The sequence below is a fragment of the Solibacillus sp. genome (genome assembly GCF_040273735.1).
Lineage (GTDB): Bacteria > Bacillota > Bacilli > Bacillales_A > Planococcaceae > Solibacillus.
Genome location: NZ_JBELZM010000011.1, coordinates 126,181 through 141,036 on the forward strand (window position 1 = coordinate 126,181; position 14,856 = coordinate 141,036).

Genomic DNA, 14,856 nt, shown 5'->3' on the forward strand with positions numbered 1-14,856 from the left:
ACTTCAAACAAGTTGTTTGAAGTCTTTTTAATATTTATATTGCTACCCAGTGACCTTTCGTAACTTCAACAAGCTCTGTGTTCTCTACATCGAACCGGTTTGCTGCCAGTTCGTCGTCTGTCATAACACGCCGCTTTTTCTGTTTTTCGATAGCCGGATCCGGAATTGGTATCGAGTCGAGCAGCATTTTCGTATAAGGATGCTGCGGATTGGCATACAGTTCTTCGCTTTCTGCCAGCTCAACAATTTTTCCGCCATACATAACAGCCACACGATCACTAATATGTTTTACCATCGACAAGTCATGTGCAATAAATAAATATGTTAATCCTAGTCGTTGCTGCAAATCTTTTAATAAATCCACGACTTGTTTCTGAATGGAAACATCAAGCGCGGATAATGGTTCATCACAAACGATAAATTGAGGTTCCACAGCTAATGCACGTGCAATCCCAATTCGTTGGCGCTGACCACCGCTGAATTCGTGCGGATATCGAAGTGCATGTTCCTTTTTCAAACCAACAAGTTCCAACAGTTCTTCCACTCTTGCCCGGCGTGATTCCCTGGAAGGGGACAGTTTATGGACATCCAATGCTTCACCGATTATATCCAGCACTTTTTTTCTAGGGTTTAAACTTGAATATGGATCCTGGAAGATAATTTGCATATGACGTCGCATACTTTTCAGTTCGTTTTTCGTTAATCGACTAACGGGTACGCCTTTGTAAAGAACTTCACCGTCAGTTGGCTCGTGCAACTGCAATAACGTACGGCCGGTTGTTGATTTTCCGGAACCTGATTCACCAACAAGCCCTAATGTTTCACCCGGGAAAATTTGAAATGATAAATCGTTCACCGCTTTCAATACATTGCCTTTTGCTAATTCAAAATGTTTGGATATATTTTTAACTTCGACTAGAGGTACGTTCATATTTAAATCAGGCGACAAATTAGGCAGTTCCTTTGGCTGCTTCGGTTCATGAAGCTTTGGCAAAGCGTTTAACAATCGTTTCGTATAAGGATGCTGCGGATTGGCAAAAATCTCTTCCGTTGTACCATGTTCAACGACTTCGCCTTCCTTCATGACAACAACACGGTCACACATTCCCGCTACGACACCTAAATCATGAGTAATCAATATAATGGAAGTACCAAAACGCTGCTGCATTTCCTTCATCAACGATAGAATTTGAGCTTGGATTGTTACGTCAAGCGCTGTTGTCGGTTCATCGGCAATAAGAAGGGATGGATTACATGCTAATGCCATTGCAATCATAACTCGTTGTCGCATTCCGCCACTGAATTCATGGGGGTATTGGTAATAACGTTCTTCGCTATTTTTTATTCCGACTAATTTTAGTAGTTCAATAGTTTTTAAATACGCTTCTTTTTTAGAAAGCCCTTGATGCTTCATTATACCTTCCGCAATTTGGTCTCCAATACGAATAGTAGGGTTCGTGGAAGTCATCGGGTCCTGAAAAATCATACTAATGTCTTTTCCTCGAATCGCTTCCATTTGGTTTTCCGTTTTGGTAATTAGATTTTTCCCTTGGAATTCAATCGTTCCATCTTTTAAAAACGAAGGTGGGGAAGGAAGTAAACGCATAATTGAGCGGGCTGTTACACTTTTGCCACTTCCGGATTCTCCTACAATTCCGACTGTTTCACCCTCATTTACATGAAAACTTACGCCTTTTACGGCTTCAAATTCCTGCTCTCCAGTTATAAAAGATACTCGTAAATCCCTTACTTGAAGCAACTTTTTACTCATAACATGCTCATCCTTTAATAAAAATAAAATAATTTCATTGACTTCTGAATGTTCGTTCTACATAATACATTACTATACAGGTAGGAATTATACAATATTTAAAGTGTGAATATTCTTTACACAAGTATTAAGGGTGGAGAGAATTGGTAAGAAAGGAGCTGCTTTAGTTACATGCAGCATTTATTTTTTGAAAGCTTTCAAAAAAATGCTTCGAAAAAAAGTTATTATTTTGCTTTTGTTCTGCTCGGTCTGCTCATACACATTTTTACAATTCCGTTCTATTTAGTGAATCGATCTAAATCAACTTATGCGGAAAAAGCTATGAATGTGAAGAGACAATTAATAGAAGACGAGAAAGTATTCGAATGGCATAAGCAATACGAAGTAGAGGAACGGACAAAAGCACAGTTTTTCAATCAAAAAGTCGATGAGCAATCTATCATTCTTGCTGCGAAATCGCTAGCTCAGCAAAGATTGGAGCGAGAAGTTGAAAAAAGACTTGCGGCAAATGGAGTAGTGGAAAACTCCTATAAAAATTATTTTAGTACACTATTAAAACGTCCGAACTTTTTACTGATTACGATAATTCCTGGTATTTTGATGTATGCTTTACTACTTATTTCGAGTAATCCATTTACTCGCTTTATTTTTGAGCGCTTATTACAAAGTGTGTTCGTTATCATAGGGGTAGCGACACTCGTGTTTACGATTTTGTATATTTCACCGTTTGACCCCGCCCGCAATTTGCTTGGGGTGGAGGCAACTCCTGCACAAGTCGAAAACTTTAATAAGCTGTACGGGTTGGATCAGCCTTATTTAGTGCAGCTTTGGCATTCACTGTCAGGCCTGTTCACATTCGATCTAGGAACATCTTTTGCCGGAAAGGAAGATGTCGCGCAAAGCATATTAAACAAATTTCCGGTAACACTTGAAATCGCGATGTTCTCATTACTGATGGCGATTGCCATTGCTATTCCGGTCGGTATTGTTTCGGCAGTACGCCCAAATTCATTTATCGATTATGTATTTATGTTAATCGCATTAATCGGTTTATCGATTCCAAGTTTCTGGCAAGGGCTGATCTTTATTTTGACGTTCTCGCTTGAATTAAAATGGTTCCCGGCGACGTATAATCCGAGTAATTGGATGTCGATTGTTCTGCCGATTGTTGTACTCGGAACATCGATAACTGCATCCATTGCCCGTATGACAAGATCAAGTATGCTGGAGGTAATACACGAGGATTATATTATTACAGCAAAAGCAAAAGGGTTAAGTGAACGGAAAGTAATTACTAAGCATGCAATTCGTAATGCGATGATTCCGATAATTACAGTTATTGGACTGCTGTTTGGCGGAATGCTCGGCGGTGCGGCAGTAACAGAGAAAGTATTTAATATTAGCGGTATAGGAAGTTATATTGTCGACAAGCAATTTATTCCCGATATTCCGGCAATTTTGGGTGGGGTTGTATATATTGCAATCACCATTTCCATTGTGAACATGGTGATCGATATTTTATACGCATTCTTTGACCCAAGAATTCGTTCGAAAATGAAAAAATCTTAGGAGAGGGTAACGACGTGAAATTTATATCAGATGTAAAACTGCTGTTGAAAATAACACAAGAGTATGTAAATGCACAGTTTACCATTGCTTTTTCTGCGATTTTTTCATTGCTGTTTTTACTTTATAGTTTTAATTTTTCAGAAGGTGTATGGCGGCCATATGTACTTGTATTTTTTGCAATTTATATTGGAACAACGATATACGTGTGGCTCGCATCACTGCTTATTAAGAAGGATTTAGCGAAGTACCGGGAACTGACAAAGCGTACACGCCTTCTCGGTATCCCGTTGATATTCACGATTTTTGTCGGGAATGTATTTGCTGCAGGATTCGGTTTTATGCTCGCTTCTAAAAATAAAACGGCAGAGTATACTTTTGCTGTTTATGCTTTTATGACGCAAATATTCATTATCCTGATTTCGGGATTTAATTTGTTCAAACCTTATGTAGTGGATACATTTGTTCTTGCAATCGGCGGGTTTATCCTACTAGCATTGCTGTATTTAACTGCAGCTGTGTTAATAGCGAAGTTTGTCACAGTTGAAACAGCGCCTAAATGGATGCTGCCGCTAGGAATAGTGCTGCTTATCCCAACAGTGACAGGTAATTTCTTCTCGTTGTTACTAGGTATTACGCTAATTCGTAAAGCGCGAAATGCAGATCCGTCCGCCGTAGAAAAATGGCAAAAAACATGGAATAAAATCCTGCGTAATACGATGGCGGTATTTGGCTTGTTTTTCATCGTTTTCATGTTCAGTTTATCGGTTGTCAGCTCATGGACATTCGATTATGATTTTGCGGTTGAAAACAATTATGCAGTATTGCTGCAAACACCGACACTTGAATATCCGTTAGGAACCGATAATTTCGGACGGGATTTATTTTCCCGCATTGTGTTCGGTGCGCAAATTTCATTAATAGTTGGTTTTTGTGCAACGGTCATTCCGGCAATAATCGGCGGGGCGCTCGGTGCGATTTCTGGCTATTACGGAAAAAACACCGACAATATTATTATGCGTGCATTGGATATTTTATATGCGATTCCAGGAATTCTGCTGGCAATTGCGATTATTGCCGCATTTGGCGCAAATACGACAAATTTGATCATCGCATTAAGTGTCGGCGCTATTCCGACCTATGCTAGAACAATGCGGGCAAATGTACTGCAGATTTCAAACTATGAATTTGTTGAATCCGCCCGCGCATTAGGGGCAAATGACCGCTCGATTATTTTCAGGCATATCGTTCCAAATGCGTTGGCACCTATGATTGTCAAAGCAACATTAACAATCGGAGGAGCCGTTATTTCAACAAGTAGTTTAAGCTTCCTCGGATTAGGTATTGAACCGCATATACCGGAGTGGGGCAATATTTTAAAAGTTGGGAGTACGTATTTAGAGTCACATTCATATTTAGCGATTTTCCCGGGGTTATGTATTATGCTGCTCGTTTTATCGTTTAACTTTTTCGGTGATGGACTGCGTGACGCATTGGACCCAAAATCTAATTAACTTTATGGAGGAATTTTTCATGAATAAAAAATTATTTACGTTAGCATCAACAGCAACAGTGGCAGCAGTAGCATTAGCAGGCTGTGTCGAAACAAAATCGGATGTAAAAGAAAATGATTCAGCAACTACTGAAACGGCTGGGGCAAAGCCAGCCATCGAATTACTTGGTATGGCTTCTTCAGAGCAGGACATGAATATTGTGCGTGACCAATTAGTGAAGAACGGTTTCGATGTGAAACTGAATATCCAGCCGGATTACGGTTCATTTACAGCACAGCAGGATGCTGGCAACTTTGACATTGCCATTTCAAGCTGGACGACTGTAACTGGTAACCCAGACTATGCAGTACGCGGTTTATTCAAAACTGGTGGGGACTACAGCCGTACTTCAGATGAAACAGTCGATAAATTAATCGATGAAGCGGGTACATTAACAGGTGATGAAGCAAAGGAAAAATATAAAGAGCTGGAACAAGCTTTAGTATTCGACAATGCCTATATTGCACCATTGTATATTTCTCAAAAATTCCAAGGTATTTATAAAGCGGAAGTTAATCCGGATACAGTACGTCTGCCAAAATCACGTGCTCAAGCATGGGAAACAATTTCTTTCACTGATGAAGGGAAAAATGCATCAGAAACATTGGTACTTCACCAAGCGTTGGCATCACTGACTTCTCTTGACCCGGTTAAGGCAAACGATGGCTCGATCAATACATTGAATACAAATATGTATGTACGTTTAGTGAATTTATCTGATACAGATGAAGTCGTATCAGATGGCTCACTTTCTTATGACCATGCCATTGCTGAAAACAATGAAGAATATTATTTCGTACTGCGCGATGATATTAACTTTGCAAAAGTGGAAGGCGAAAAAGCAGTTGATACAGGTGATTTAGTATCAGCAGAAGATGTTGTATTCTCTTTAAACCGTGCAAAAGACGAAACATCGGTACCAGATCACCGCACATATTCAATCCATGAAAATATTGATACAGTTGAAATCGTATCGGATATTACATCATTGGAATCAGTGAAAACAGCAGATGGCAAGTCTGTTTTAGAAGAATTATCAGATGAGCTGCCTGCAGCGATTTCTGAAGTTGTGACAGATGAAAAAGATGTAGACAATGCAGCAGGGAAATATCAAGTGGTTAAATTGACAACGCCAAATCCTTTCCCGCAAGTATTAAACTACTTAGCGCACCAATCTGGCGGTATTGTTTCTGAAGCTGCGGTAACTGCAGTGAATACATTTGATGTAGCAAGCTATGATCCTAACTCGGATATCGCTTACGGTGACCAATCGACTGTTACAGAAGGCGCAAGCTATGCAAATCATTTAGCAGCATCAGGTCCATACATTTTAGTGAAGAAAAATGACTATGAAGCAACATTCGTGAAAAACCCAGCATACCAGGCCGGAACTGAAAACGAGCCGAAAATTGAAAACATCAGCGTTCGTTTCATCCAGGATAATGACAGTGCACTATCAGCATTGCGTAATGGTGAAATTCACGTATTACAATCAGTTCCTGAGACGAAAACAGATGTAGTTGAAGGCGATGAAAACTTACAATTAAAAACAGCTGACAGTAACGCCGTTTCTTACTTATTGTTCAATACAAGCGGTCGTGAAACTGCGAAATCTGCAGACTTACGTAAAGCAGTCCTTCACTCAATCAATCAAGAAGAGTTCATCAGCTATTACCAAGGTAAGAAAAAGCCGGCTGTATCAACAGTTTCACCTTTAATTGACACAGGTTTAAAACTGGAAGCAGACAGCGCAAAAGTAAAAGAGTTCTTAAAAGCATACAACGAATCAAAATAACAATAAAAACCGAAGCAACTTTTAAAGTTGCTTCGGTTTAATTGTTTAAATATAGTGAATAATTGATTAGGAAACTTGCGGTGTTAAATAACCGACTTTCAGGATGTCTTCAAACTCTGCTTTCTTAACGGGTTTGGAAAATAGATACCCTTGAATTACATCACAGTCATTTTTCTTAAGAAATTTTAGCTGTTCAAACTCTTCCACACCTTCAGCGACCACATTCATCTCCAACGATTTCGCTAAATGCAATGTAGCACAAATAATGCCGTTATCTACTTTGTCTTCGTTATTTATATTATCTATAAATATTTTATCGATTTTAATTTTATTCGGTTTAAACTTTCGAATCGAAGCTAAAGATGCATAGCCGGTGCCAAAATCGTCAACCGCGATCCGAATTCCGAGATCTTTTAAGCTTTGAATCGTTGAATACACACTCGATTCTATATTCAGCAATGTATCTTCAGTAATTTCGAATTCCAAATAGAACGGATCAATCCCGAAATGTTCCAATTGTGTTTTCACATGTTGAAACAATCCTTTTTTCATAAATCGAATAGGTGGGATATTAATTGCTATCGGAATGATTGGCAGTCCTTTTTCTTTCCATTCTTTAAGAAGCTGGCACACCTTTTCAATGACCCAATCAGTAATTCCGTTAATCATATGGTTTTCTTCCGCCAGCGGAATAAATTCTCCAGGGGAGACTAATCCCCATTCTTTATGGTTCCAGCGAATTAACGCTTCGGCTCCGCAAAGAGAACCATTGCCTGTTTCCACTTGCGGCTGGAAATGTAACTCAAATTCTTCATTCGAAATAGCCTTTCGCATATCGCGATCCAAAGCATACTTTTTATAAGATGATACATCATCTTCATCAGTTGAAAGCTGATAAGTACTTTTCCCTTCCTTTTTCGCTTTATAAAGTGCTGTGTGAGCATTTTTCAAAAGGGTCAATTTTTCCCTGCCTTCTTCGGGATAGAAGGTAATGCCGATACTGGTCGAGATATTTAACTCGTAATCCTGAATAGTGAACGGTTCTCTGATTTTTTTGATAATTTTTTTGGCATATTGAAGCACTTCTTTTCTATTTTCATAATTTTTTATAATCATAATAAAATCATTGCTGCTCAAACGTGCAAGATAACTGTCTTTAGGCATTATTTTTTGAAGACGATCTGCAACGAATTTTAATGCTTCATCCCCAATAAAATAGCCGAGTGAATCATTGATTATATTAAAGCGATCCAGGTCGAAATAAAGAATGGCATAGGGTTCATCACTTTCGCACATGAGATCCAATTTTTTAAATAGACTTTGCTGATTTGGCAGACCTGTAAGATTATCGTAGTTGGATAAGTAATTTATTTTATGTTCTTTTTCTATTTCATAAGTAATATCCGTAACTAAACCGAATATATTCGTTATCTGGCCATGATCATCAAGACGGGGAACAACTTCCTCAAGCAGCCACTTTGTATTACCGTTTCCGGAACTAATTCTATAAATCCACTGAAAGCCTTGCCCGTTCATCATTTTCTTTTTACCGTTTTCCAACTCGGGGAGATGGATGGGTTGGATCATGTTATACCACGCTTTAGAATCTGCATAAAGGCATGAGAGGGGAATCTCCAATATTTCTTCCAATCCTTTCGAAGCGAAAAGGAATTTACCACCTATTTTTTCACGCATCCAAATTCCAGATGTCAGATTATCGAAAATCGATTTATAGTCCTCATTTTGCTCAATAAGCAGCTTTTTCAGCAATATTTGATAGGTTTCATCCTTAATTATTCCGAAGATTTTAGCTGGTTTTCCTTCTTCAAAAAATACTTCTGCATGTACTTTGAAATGTTTTAGTTCTTTTGTTTTTCTATGATAAACCCGAATTTTATGTGTATAATTTTCGCCATCACTAATGGATTTTTTTAAATATTGTAAAGATATATTCAAATCTTCAGGATGTATTAGCTTGAACGGTTCATCAATACTTATATATTTTTGATAATCAAGTCCGAACATATTATAAAAATTTTTGGAACAGAAAAGTTTATCTTCAGTAAAATGATATTCCCAGCTTCCGATTTCAGCAATTTGCTGAGCATAGTTCAGATGGTTTTCCCATTGCATCAGTTCTTTTTTCATCATAGTTTTATCTGTATTATCGGTAATGATTAAATAAACACCCACAATATTTTCTTCAATGACTATCGGAATGAAAGTAAGCTCGAGAAACAGTTTTTTATTAAGGTTATTTTTTATTTCAATACTACATTTTTCAGTATGGCCTTGTAATGTTTTATTAAATGTAGTTTCGAGTAAATCTAAGTTTTCACCATACACAAACTGTTGGAAATCCTCGTCATTTACTATTGGCTTACCAAGTAAGTCATGGAGTTTATTATTGTTTAATGAAAGTATTTTACCGAATTTAGATAATACAATAACAATATTAGGATGATTATTCGTAAGAGATGTGAAATAATTGAAAAAGTCTTTATTCACTTCTTGATTGAGATTTTGTTCTGAGAATAATTGATTTAATTTGTGATAGTTCATATCATTTTCCATTAATTTTTCCACCATCCCTCTATAAAATCCATGCCTGTGTCCAAAATGAAACGTTATACGAACACGAAAATAACTGTTTCAGATACTATTACACTTTCAATCCCGAAAGATACAGTGCGAAAAACAAATAAAATGATGTTTTGACAATGACAATTGAAGAAATGGATGAAGAATCCATACTGTTTACGGCAAATATGTATGATGAAAGCTTTGAATTTTCTTCCTATATTGATATAGAAGTAAATGGCCTGCCTTCATCAGCAACAATTGCCCGATTGCATGACGGTGGGAAGTTTATAGCGCGGGTAGGACATAACCCAAAAAGCCGTTTTCTCTGGTAGATAAACGGCTTTTTCCTGGGCGGAAAAATTGGTACATATAAAATTTCTACATCAGTCTCAACGCTTTTTATTATTGCTGTGCTACACGACGGTATTCTTTTACTGTACCATCTGAAAATTTAATCTCTACTTCCACTTCCAAAAAGCTGTCGGGTTGTTCGAATTTTTGCAGTACTTCATCAATTACTGCATCATCTGCTGTATTAGCATCGAATGTAAAGCTTTCGAAAATTGGAACCAATTTGTTCGTTGCTTCATTACCTTCTAATTTTGTTTTGTTAACTTCATCTTCAATTTGTGCTTCTGCTCGAGATGCTTCATTTTCATAACTCACTTCATAACTTTTATCATCCGCATATTGGATATCCAGGTCAAAGTGAGTAAAGTTAAATGGGGCATCAGAAGTTTCGGTTACTGTACTTGTCTGATTCATTGTATTTTGTTCTGTCGGGGCATTATCAGGCAAATTCGTTGCTTCTTCGCTGTCACCACAGCCTACTAACAATGCAGTTGTACTTAATGCACAAATTAATGCAAATTTTTTCATTCATTAAACCCACCTTTCTTGTAACTACTGTTAAAATACCCGATTACTTAAAAATTAATCAGCTTAATATTATTTTGAAAAATATAGTTATTTTTATTTATGTCATATTAACTACAGCGAATAATTAATACAGTACTTGAAAATTAAAATATTGACTTCAATAAATAAATCGGATGTCAAAATATTCTATATTTAAATAAATTTATGGTACACTTATCACGTGAAATAGATTTTTATGGAAAATGATCTTAGGCTGAATTTCTCTATTGTCTCTCCAATTTATTTCATAAAACCAATTGGAAATGACTTTCTAATGCAGGAGGATGTTTGAATGAAAAAGATGACTAAAACCGTTTTAGCTACAACATTGGGGACTACGTTGATGCTTACATCGATTATGCCTGCCGTTAAAGCGGAGCAAGTAACACCGGATATAAGCAACTGGGCAATCGGGACATTAAATGAAGGAGAGAAATTCGGAATTTTTCCGATTGAATGGTACTATGACGGCTTCCGTTCAGCTATTACAACGGAGCGCTTAGATTCATTAATTGAGCTAACTGAGCAAAAAATTGCAAGCTTGAATTTGGATAAAAACGAAAAATTTAAGCCGGTTGCTGTAAAAGGCGATGGTACACGCGGTGATATTATTAACCGTCTTTACAATATTGTCGGACAATACAAATTAGATACAGCAGAAGATGCCGTTACATATATGCAGAAACATAAAGTATTACAAGGCTCGGAAAAAGGGTTGATGCTCGACAAAAAAGCTACAACACAACATGCGGTTATTTTCGCAGTCCGCCTGATCCAGAATACATTCGAGCAGGCGGACGCCGGCGCGAAAGGTGTTGCATGGGTAGTGGAAGATGAAGATACAAAAGTCTATTTGCTTGGCTCAATTCATGTAGGAACACCGGATCTGTACCCGATGCATAAAAAACTAACGAAAGCTTTTGATGAGTCGGATGGCCTTTTCGTTGAAGCGAACTTATTGGATCCTACCGGGATGGATTACTATATTGAAAAAGCTATGTTTAATGATGGACGTACGATTAAAGATGTTGTAAATGAAGAAACGTATGCAAAACTTAAAAAAGTAGCAGCACAACTTGAACTGCCTATTGAAGAGCTGGAAATGCAGAAGCCATGGCTGCTTTCAAATAATTTCTCAACGATGATGATGGACGGGGCATTTGGTTTAACAGCAGAAGAAATGGCTATGCATGGGATTGATATGCAATTTTTATTAAGTGCTTACTTGCAGCAAAAACCTATTTATGAGCTGGAAGGAATCAATGCACAAGTCGATATGTTTGAAGCTTTATCACCAGAAGCACAGGAAGAATCGTTAGTTGCCGCACTTGACGGTATTTTGGAGCCTTCTGAACAGTCCGAAGAAGATGTTCAGTTAATGGCAGACTGGTTCACGAATTGGGTTAAAGGTGATGTGGAAAAGTTTGCGGAAAGCTTAACCGAAATGGAAGGGGACACATCTGAGTTCAATCAGATGCTGTTTGGTAAACGCGATGCAGAAATGGCCGCAAAGCTCGTCGATGTATTGGAAGAACAGAAAGGGACATTCTTTGTCGTTGTCGGAGCGGGTCACTTTTTAGTTGATAAAAATATTCGCTATCATTTAGAGCAAAGTGGCTATGAAGTAAAGCCGTTTTATCAATAAATTAAAAGCGCATGGAACTGGTTACGAAAGTAACTGAACCATGCGTTTTATTTTTGGAGTATTGCATAATAATGTAGATTACGATTGCATTAAAGTAAGCAAAGGTCTGCCGGCGACCATGAAAATGATATAGATTGAAAGGGCTCCTAAAATAGCATAACCTGGCTTCCACAAACCGGATAAATAAAAAACAAGTACAGTAAATAATACCATGCCGACAGCCCCGAAAATGGCGTTTTGCTGCACAATATGAAATGTTTCTTCCGTCATACTTTTCAATTGCAGCCTCATATTAAGCAACGTTAATATAGGAAGCAATGTAATAATTCCGGATAAAAAATGCAAATTCGATTTGCTTAACCAAGAAGCCAGCAGCATCACTGTACCGCCAAGAATAAACTGAATTACATAAAACATCTTTCGCTTACCTCAATTCCATTAAAATACAATAACTATAAATCATCGAATTGAATCTATCAACCTCATTATCGGAAAAAAGAATTAATTAAGTAAAATGAGATTTACTAGGTAGATTTTCTTTTTAGTTTTATAAGAAAAATTGCATTAATTCTCTCAAGTTGTAAAAATATGTTGAATTTTCTACTCATAATAGTGTACCCTTATTGAAAATGATTATCATTCCCGCAATGGTGAAAGGGGTGAGGAGAATTCAAGCAAACGATTTAATAAAATATTTTGCCAACTCATCGTTTCAATATACTGATTTATTTGTAACTAGTTTAGATCCTAACGTCCATGATCACAATCGTAATACAGCTCCAGGTTTAAATGGAATCGTTATTACACTTTCGGGTAGCGCAAATTTTTCCCTGAATGGTAAATTATACGCTATACATAAAGGGGTTATCCTGCATGCCGGACCTAATATGGCGATTGATATTACGGTTACAAGTAAGGAACCATGGCATTATACGGTACTGCACTATGAAGTGTTAAACCTCCCCTTTACAGTAGATTTAGGCCATTTCGAGATCGCAACAGGTTATCATCATAAATTCGATTATTTAGTCCAACAATTAATCCATTTCGAAAAAATACCAGGGGATATGAACCGGCTGAAATGTAAATCTCTGTTCATGCAGCTGGTTGAATTAATAGTTATTTGTGCAAAAATGCAAAACTCAAACAATGTAGTGGACCAGGCGATTACATTTATGACCGAACAATATAATTTACCTATTACAATAGCAGAAATCGCGGAGGAAGTAGGGTGTGATCGTCGCCGATTTGCCTATTTGTTTGATAAGGAAATCGGAATGTCACCAATTCAATTTTTAACGGAGATCCGGTTGAAACAATCCCGGGAATTGCTGCGCACGACATCAATTCCAATTAAGGAAATTGCTGAATTAATCGGTTACCAGGATGCATTCTACTTTTGTCGTGTTTTTAAAAAGCAATATCATATGACACCGACAAATTTCCGTAAGCAATATTTATCTGTTTGAGCAAAAATCCATTCCTTTTGTAAAAAATTCTATGTACGCAAAAACAACCGTTTGATATCATCGATAATGTAATATAAATGATAATGATAATCGTTATCGATGAAATCAGGAGGAAAGTGTAATGAAAAAATATCGCACATTGATCAGTGCAGGGGCAATTGCATTAATGCTTGCTGCATGCACTGCAGATGAAGAAGTGGATTCGTCATCTGCAGCTGAATCAGAAAATAAAACAGAACAAGTTTCAAATGTAGAAAAACCAGTTGCAGATGAAGCAACAGAACGAAAAATATCTTATTTAGGGAACGACTATGAAGTACCTGCAAAAGTAGAAACAATTATTGCAGCAAGTCTGGAAGCGATGGAAGATGCAGCAGTACTTGGTGTAAAGCCTGCTGGTGTTATTTCTATGGACGGTAAGACAATTCCTAAATACTTGGAGTCGGATTTAGCAGGAGCAACTGTTGTCGGTTCAAAAAAAGAACCAAGCACAGAGGCAATGCTTTCTTTAAATCCTGAGGCAATTTTAGGTACTAGCAAATGGGATGAAGCACAAATGTCCAATTATAACAAAATAGCAACGACATTCCCTTATTCTCATATTTCTACAAACTGGAAAGAGAATTTATTATTATTTGGCCAATTAGCCGGTAAAGAATCGGAAGCACAGAAAGCATTGGATGACTATGATGCGAAATTAGCGAGTACGAAAGAATCGATTGCCAATAGTGAGCTGAAAGATAAAAAGGTTGTAATCATCCGCGTACGTGGCGGATTGTCGGTCTATCCTGCAGGAGTATATTTAAACCCTTCAATTTATGAAGATTTTGGATTTACAGTGCCTGAAGAATTGAATTCAATCGAAGCACAAACAATGATTACATATGAAACATTGACAGAGTGGAACCCGGACATAATTTTCCTTCAATATGCTGATGATGAAAATAAGGATACTCCTGAATTATTACAGGAGATTTTAGATAATCCGATATTTAACAGTACAACTGCCGCTAAAACAAATAATGTACATGTTAATCTTATAGATGCAATGGCACAAGGAGGGACAGCTTGGTCAAAAATTAACTTCCTGGAAGCATTTAATGAGAACGTATTAAAATAAGTACGAATTATTCAATAGACAGCTTCAGAGAAGGTAGAACAGATTTTACAATATTTCTGTGAAAGGGCTGTACCGGAAAGGTTTTCCGGGCAGCCTCTTTCTTTTATTCAATAAAAGGAGGCCTATACTTTTGAATTTTTCATATCGGCATTTCATTTTATTTTCAACAATAATGCCAGTTCTGATTGTTGTTGTGACACTCATGTCGATTTCGATGGGTACAAAATCAATTGCGCTTGAAACGATTATCGATGCATTTATCCGTTTTGACAAAGAAAATGTAGATCACCAGATAATATGGTCTGGTCGGGTACCAAGAGCGCTCGCTGTATTATTTGTTGGTGCATTTTTAGCATCAGCAGGTGCAATTATGCAAGGGGTAACTCGAAATTTCCTTGCTTCCCCATCAATTATGGGCGTAACGGACGGATCAGCC

General features: G+C 37.4%; 12 protein-coding genes. 8 read left to right on the forward strand and 4 right to left on the reverse strand.

Going from position 1 to position 14,856, the window contains the following annotated elements:
* Positions 1–34: 34 nt before the first annotated feature.
* Complete coding sequence (locus tag ABS917_RS12300; protein WP_350479248.1) at positions 35–1,771, reverse strand: ABC transporter ATP-binding protein; 1,737 nt, start codon at positions 1,769–1,771, stop codon at positions 35–37.
* A 171-nt stretch (positions 1,772–1,942) separates the two neighbouring features.
* On the opposite strand from ABS917_RS12300, the gene ABS917_RS12305 reads away from it, so the two are divergent.
* From ABS917_RS12305 to ABS917_RS12315, 3 genes are read left to right on the forward strand one after another with little or no spacing between them, the layout of a single operon-like run.
* A complete protein-coding gene (locus ABS917_RS12305) occupies positions 1,943–3,340 on the forward strand; it encodes an ABC transporter permease (RefSeq protein WP_350479249.1) in 1,398 nt (465 codons plus the stop codon).
* Between the two features lie 14 nt (positions 3,341–3,354).
* Entirely contained in the window at positions 3,355–4,851 is a 1,497-nt protein-coding gene (locus ABS917_RS12310) for an ABC transporter permease (RefSeq protein ID WP_350479250.1), read from the forward strand.
* A 19-nt stretch (positions 4,852–4,870) separates the two neighbouring features.
* On the forward strand, positions 4,871–6,685 hold the full coding sequence (locus tag ABS917_RS12315; protein ID WP_350479251.1) for an ABC transporter substrate-binding protein: 1,815 nt from the start codon (positions 4,871–4,873) through the stop codon (positions 6,683–6,685).
* A 66-nt stretch (positions 6,686–6,751) separates the two neighbouring features.
* Here ABS917_RS12315 and ABS917_RS12320 read toward each other — a convergent pair whose 3' ends face one another.
* Positions 6,752–9,259, reverse strand: a complete 2,508-nt coding sequence (locus tag ABS917_RS12320; RefSeq protein ID WP_350479252.1) for a bifunctional diguanylate cyclase/phosphodiesterase — start codon at positions 9,257–9,259, stop codon at positions 6,752–6,754.
* 146 nt (positions 9,260–9,405) lie between these two features.
* Between ABS917_RS12320 and ABS917_RS12325 the strand changes: the two genes are divergently transcribed.
* The gene (locus tag ABS917_RS12325; protein ID WP_350479253.1) at positions 9,406–9,600 is read left to right on the forward strand and encodes a hypothetical protein; all 195 of its coding nucleotides are present in this window, start codon (positions 9,406–9,408) and stop codon (positions 9,598–9,600) included.
* A gap of 70 nt (positions 9,601–9,670) precedes the next feature.
* Here the strand turns inward: ABS917_RS12325 and ABS917_RS12330 are convergent, their stop codons facing one another.
* Positions 9,671–10,147: a YusW family protein gene (locus ABS917_RS12330; RefSeq protein WP_350479254.1), complete on the reverse strand. Its 477-nt coding sequence runs from the start codon at positions 10,145–10,147 to the stop codon at positions 9,671–9,673.
* A 331-nt stretch (positions 10,148–10,478) separates the two neighbouring features.
* On the opposite strand from ABS917_RS12330, the gene ABS917_RS12335 reads away from it, so the two are divergent.
* Positions 10,479–11,831: a TraB/GumN family protein gene (locus tag ABS917_RS12335; protein WP_350479255.1), complete on the forward strand. Its 1,353-nt coding sequence runs from the start codon at positions 10,479–10,481 to the stop codon at positions 11,829–11,831.
* A gap of 78 nt (positions 11,832–11,909) precedes the next feature.
* Here ABS917_RS12335 and ABS917_RS12340 read toward each other — a convergent pair whose 3' ends face one another.
* The gene (locus ABS917_RS12340) at positions 11,910–12,248 is read right to left on the reverse strand and encodes a GlpM family protein (protein WP_350479256.1); all 339 of its coding nucleotides are present in this window, start codon (positions 12,246–12,248) and stop codon (positions 11,910–11,912) included.
* 212 nt (positions 12,249–12,460) lie between these two features.
* Here ABS917_RS12340 and ABS917_RS12345 point away from each other — a divergent pair, with 212 nt between their 5' ends.
* From ABS917_RS12345 to ABS917_RS12355, 3 genes are all read left to right on the forward strand, one after another.
* Positions 12,461–13,300 (forward strand): helix-turn-helix domain-containing protein, encoded by an 840-nt coding sequence (locus tag ABS917_RS12345; protein WP_350479263.1) that lies wholly within the window; start codon positions 12,461–12,463, stop codon positions 13,298–13,300.
* A gap of 121 nt (positions 13,301–13,421) precedes the next feature.
* Positions 13,422–14,420 (forward strand): ABC transporter substrate-binding protein, encoded by a 999-nt coding sequence (locus ABS917_RS12350; protein WP_350479257.1) that lies wholly within the window; start codon positions 13,422–13,424, stop codon positions 14,418–14,420.
* Between the two features lie 130 nt (positions 14,421–14,550).
* Positions 14,551–14,856: iron chelate uptake ABC transporter family permease subunit (locus tag ABS917_RS12355; RefSeq protein ID WP_350479258.1), on the forward strand; the 306-nt coding region annotated here is incomplete at its 3' end.